The organism is Actinomadura soli (genome assembly GCF_005889715.1).
GTDB classification, from domain to species: Bacteria; Actinomycetota; Actinomycetes; order Streptosporangiales; family Streptosporangiaceae; genus Spirillospora; species Spirillospora soli.
Window position 1 is genome coordinate 1 of the sequence record NZ_VCKW01000454.1, and the last position, 3,719, is coordinate 3,719.

At 68.5% G+C, this 3,719-nt stretch carries 4 protein-coding genes; all 4 read right to left on the reverse strand.

The annotated features are described in order from the left end of the window. A partial coding sequence (locus tag ETD83_RS40450) for an FKBP-type peptidyl-prolyl cis-trans isomerase (protein ID WP_138650542.1) occupies nucleotides 1-554 on the reverse strand: 554 nt, incomplete at its 3' end. A gap of 99 nt (nucleotides 555-653) precedes the next feature. Continuing rightward, a complete protein-coding gene (gene pafA / locus ETD83_RS40455; RefSeq protein ID WP_138650543.1) occupies nucleotides 654-2,012 on the reverse strand; it encodes a Pup--protein ligase in 1,359 nt (452 codons plus the stop codon). Nucleotides 2,013-2,197: 185 nt separating this feature from the next. After that, the gene (gene prcA / locus ETD83_RS40460) at nucleotides 2,198-3,058 is read right to left on the reverse strand and encodes a proteasome subunit alpha (RefSeq protein WP_138650545.1); all 861 of its coding nucleotides are present in this window, start codon (nucleotides 3,056-3,058) and stop codon (nucleotides 2,198-2,200) included. Between the two features lie 21 nt (nucleotides 3,059-3,079). Further along, nucleotides 3,080-3,719 (reverse strand): proteasome subunit beta (gene prcB, locus ETD83_RS40465; RefSeq protein WP_138650544.1); only part of this gene is annotated, 640 nt, incomplete at its 5' end.

Sequence of the window (3,719 nt, forward strand, 5' to 3'; positions counted from 1 at the left end):
TCCCCCACCCTCGGCAGCCGCGGATCGGCCAGCGGGGCCTGCTTCTCCCCGTGCGGACCCGCCGAACCCGAATACACCGCGCGGACGTCCAGCACGTACACCAGCGTGTCGTCCGCACCCACCCGATGCTTCGGATCGCCCTTCGCACCGAAACCGTCCCCCGGCGGGATCCGCGCCACCACACGCGCCCCCGGACGCGCCCCCACCAGCGCCTTCGTCAGCCCCGGCACCAGCTGCCCCGTCGGGAACGCGCCCGGCTGCCCCTTCGCGTAACTGTCCGCCAGCAGCTTCCGCCCGCCCTCGTTCCACCGGTAGCCCACATAGTCGGCCACCACCAGATCGCCCTTGCGCGCCGCCGACCCCTTCCCCTTCGTCAGCGTCTTCACCGCAAGAGAATCCGCGGGCGCGCCCTTCGGAAACTCCACCTCGGGCAGCTTCCCGAAATCGCCGCGCACCGTCACGTCCACGTCTTCGCCGCCCGAACACGCCGCCGACAACGCCAACGGCACCGCGAGCGCCACGACCACCGACACCAGCCGAACACGACGACGCATACAAAGATCCTTCGAGGGACGCCCACGCTACTGCGCGCTCACCCTACCGTCCTCGTGACCGGCCAGTAGCGCCCAGTGGGCAAGTCCCCCGGAAACCCGTCACATACCGGCGATCAGCTTGTCGACCCGCTCGTCCACCGACCGGAACGGGTCCTTGCACAACACCGTCCGCTGCGCCTGATCGTTCAACTTCAGATGCACCCAGTCCACCGTGAAATCACGCCGCTTCTCCTGCGCCTTCCGGATGAACTCCCCGCGCAGCCGCGCCCGCGTCGTCTGCGGCGGCACCGACTTCGCCTCGAAGATGTCCAGATCCCGCGACACCCGGTCGACCGACCCCCGCTTCTCCAGCAGGTAGTACAACCCGCGGTCACGGTGCACGTCGTGATACGTCAGATCCAGCTGCGCCACACGCGGCGACGACAAGGGCAGATCGTACTTCCGCCGATACCGCTCGATCAGCTTGTACTTCGTCACCCAGTCGATCTCACGCGACACCAGATCCAGATCGCCCGTCTCCACCGCCCGCAGCGTCCGCTCCCACAACTCCAGCACCCGCTTCGACGTCGCGTCACCGCCGCGCGCGTCCACGAAATCGCGCGCCTTCCCGAAGTACTCCTTCTGGATCTCCAGCGAGCTCGCCTCGCGGCCGTTCGCCAGCCGCACCTTCCGCCGGCCCGTCATGTCATGGCTGACCTCGCGGATCGCCCGGATCGGGTTCTCCAGCGTGAGGTCGCGCATCACCACCCCGGCCTCGATCATCCGCAGCACCAGGTCGGTCGCGCCGACCTTCAGCAGCATCGTCGTCTCGCTCATGTTCGAGTCACCGACGATCACATGCAGCCGCCGGAACCGCTCCGCGTCGGCGTGCGGCTCGTCCCGCGTGTTGATGATCGGACGCGACCGCGTCGTCGCCGACGACACGCCCTCCCAGATGTGCTCCGCCCGCTGCGACACGCAGTACACCGCACCGCGCGGCGTCTGCAGCACCTTCCCCGCACCACAGATGATCTGCCGCGTCACCAGATACGGGATCAGCACATCCGCCAGCCGGCCGAACTCGCCATGCCGCCCCACCAGATAGTTCTCATGACAGCCGTAGGAGTTCCCCGCCGAGTCAGTGTTGTTCTTGAACAGGTAGATGTCCCCGGCGATGCCCTCCTCCCGCAGACGCCGCTCCGCGTCCACGAGCAGCCCCTCCAGGATCCGCTCACCGGCCTTGTCATGCGTCACCAGATCCACGACGCTGTCGCACTCCGGCGTCGCGTACTCCGGGTGACTCCCCACGTCCAGATACAGCCGCGCCCCGTTGCGCAGGAACACGTTGCTGCTGCGACCCCACGACACCACCCTCCGGAACAGATAGCGCGCCACCTCGTCCGGTGACAACCGCCGCTGCCCCCGGAAGGTGCAAGTGACGCCGTACTCGTTCTCAAGCCCGAAGATGCGCCTGTCCACACCCTGACCCTATGCGGCACAGACCCGACTTGGCAGTCTCTCCAACCGACCGTTTCCACCGATCGCCACAACCGCCGCACACGCGACAAGCCCGCCGCCGCAAGGGCGGCCACCACCACCCCGCGACGACGGGCCAATCCCCCTGGCCGGACGCTCCACCCCGCGGCGGAACACCCGGCCCGGGGTCAGTCTTCGTCCTTCCCAGCATCCTTCGGACCCTCGGCGTCCTTCGGGCCCTCGGCGCTCTTCGGGCTCTCCGGGAGGTCGGGGAGATCGAGGAGGTCGTCGTCCGCGCCCGGATCCGGGCTCGCACCCGCGCCCCCGGCGTCCTCCACGCCCTCCGCGGTCGCCGGTGCGCCCTCGTCCGCCGACGACAGCAGGTCACCGATTCGCGCCGCCGTCAACCGCTTGAACAACCGGTGCTCACGGTTGCGGTCCAGCACCGCGACCTCCAGCGACGTCGCCTCCAGACGACGCTCCGAATCCTGCGCCTCCAACGCCCGCACCGCCGTCCCCAACGCCGCCCCCAGCGACGAACCCTCGTGGTACCCGTCCTTCAGCGACTGCGCCACCGCCTCCGCCTGACCGCCCATCGCCACATAACCGTGCTCGTCCGCCACCGAACCGTCGAACGTCAACCGGTAGATCTGATCCGTCTCCGCCGCGTCACCCACCTCCGCGACCACGATCTCCACCTCGTACGGCTTGTTCGTCTCCGTGAAGATCGTGCCCAGCGACTGCGCGTACACGTTCGCCAGACCCCGCGCCGTCACATCCCGGCGGTCGTACTGGTACCCGTTGATGTCGGCGTACCGGACACCGCCCAGCCGCAGATTCTCGAACTCGTTGTACTTCCCCACCGCCGCGAACGCGATCCGGTCATAGATCTCACTGATCTTGTGCAGCGCCCGCGACGGATTGTCCGCCACGAACAGGATGCCGTCGTCGTACTGCAGGACGACGACGCTGCGGCCACGCGCGATCCCCTTGCGCGCATAGTCCGCCTTGTCCTTCATCTGCTGTTCGGGCGACACATAGAACGGCATGGACACCGGTCAGGATCCCTTCTAACGCAGCGGGGCGGTCGGCCCGCCCGGCGACTCGTAACGACCATCGACGACGGCCCGCGCCAACGCGCCCACCTCGTCCTCGCCCAGCCGGCGGTACCCGTCCGACGTCACCGACGCCACCACAGGGAAGATCCGGCGCGTCAGATCAGGACCGCCCGTCGCCGAATCGTCATCGGCCGCGTCGTACAGCGCCTGCACGCACACCAGCCCGGCGTCCTCCGCCGACAGGTCCGCACGGTACAGCTTCTTCAACGCGCCCCGCGCGAACACCGAACCCGACCCGACCGAGTAGAACTCCCGCTCCTCGTACCGTCCGCCCGCCGGGTCGTACGAGAAGATCCGGCCCTCGTCCCGCTCCTCGTCATACCCCGCGAACAGCGGCACCACGGCCAGCCCCTGCATCGCCATGCCCAGGTTCTGCCGCACCATCGTCGCCAGCCGGTTCGCCTTGCCCTCCACCGACAGCGTCCGGCCCTCGCGCTTCTCGTAATGCTCCAGCTCCACCTGGAACAGCCGCACCATCTCGATCCCGATGCCCGCCGTCCCCGCGATGGCGATCGCCGAGAACTCGTCCGCCCGGAACACCTTCTCGATGTCCCGCTGCGCGATCACGTTCCCCGCCGTCGCCCGCCGGTCC

What these genes read in the sequence shown, in the direction of transcription:
- prcA (WP_138650545.1), bottom strand. Translation starts at nt 3,058, where the DNA reads ATGCCGTTCTATGTGTCGCCCGAACAGCAGATGAAGGACAAGGCGGAC.